This is a genomic window from Thermogutta sp. (assembly GCF_039793925.1).
GTDB lineage: Bacteria > Planctomycetota > Planctomycetia > Pirellulales > Thermoguttaceae > Thermogutta.
In genome coordinates this window covers 1-1029 of the sequence record NZ_JBAMME010000190.1, presented here as the reverse complement: position 1 = coordinate 1029, position 1029 = coordinate 1, and the positions used below count along the sequence as shown (strand labels likewise).

Below are 1029 nucleotides of genomic sequence, written 5' to 3'. Positions count from 1 at the left end.
ACTCGGGCGCCGACGCGTTCCTCGTGGGAACGGCGCTGATGACTGATCCAGGGCTCCTGGAGGAGCTGCTGACGGCCTGACGGATTCCTGATCGCGCCGGACTTGTGGTCCTCAGGTTTGCGGAGCGCGCGCCGCCTAGCGCCGGGCCTCCAACGCCCGTGCACGTGCAGAACCTCCGCCTCATGGTCTGCATTGTCTCGGCGTGCCCGCGGTCATTATTCGAACATTCTAGACTAGAAAGGAAGCTACCGGATCCACCCTGAATTGTGAACTGACGTACTCTCCTCGCTGAAGCGGCGGAGGTTCTGCTTTTGCCTCCTGTTACTCCATAATCCCTCACGGTCTGGGAGCGTCCTGCGGAACCTCCATTCTTGAGTTTCGGGATCGTTCCGGTCCCAAACGTTGCCCCTCTGGGGATATCAGTGCTCCCCTTGCACGCATCCCTGTCTGCGTGCAATCTGGATATGCCTTTATCCACGGTGCCGGGGACGGACTGCGGAGGCATTCCAAACCAGCCAGTGGCTGGATTTGCCGTGGGAGTATCCTGCGTGCCTCCCTTAGAGGACTTATCTGCAGGACTTTCCACGTGCACGTTCTTTCCTTTGCTATTTATATATTTCCGCAATTCATATCCTCCCTGAAGGTCGGAGCTTTCTTGCTCATTGTGAAATAATCTGATCCAAAAAATTGAGCGAAATTGTGCTACTATTGAGCAGCGGGAGCGTTGCCGGCGGATCCGCTCGACCTGTACGCACCCCACGAGTAGTATGCACCGAGGGCGAGTCCCACCCAGATGATCGCCGCCCCCAGCACGGCCGCGTAGAGTGCGGGCATCGCTAACGTCGCGAAATACGTCTCGCCAGAAAGGAACGTTATCACCATCCCGGCTATCAGCGCGTAGGATATCCTCCTCTTCGCACCCGTGGAGAGGCCCATCCTGCTGAAGAAGAGCAGCGCCACCACTATGGATGGCAGGAGGAAGAACTCGGAGGCCTGGAGCGCGTTCAGGAAGACGCTTGTGGCCAAGTT

General features: G+C 58.0%; 1 protein-coding gene. It reads right to left on the bottom strand.

The features are described from left to right. Positions 1 to 705: 705 nt before the first annotated feature. The coding region (locus tag ABJK56_RS07000; protein WP_347243950.1) for a hypothetical protein at positions 706 to 1029 on the bottom strand (324 nt) is incomplete at its 5' end.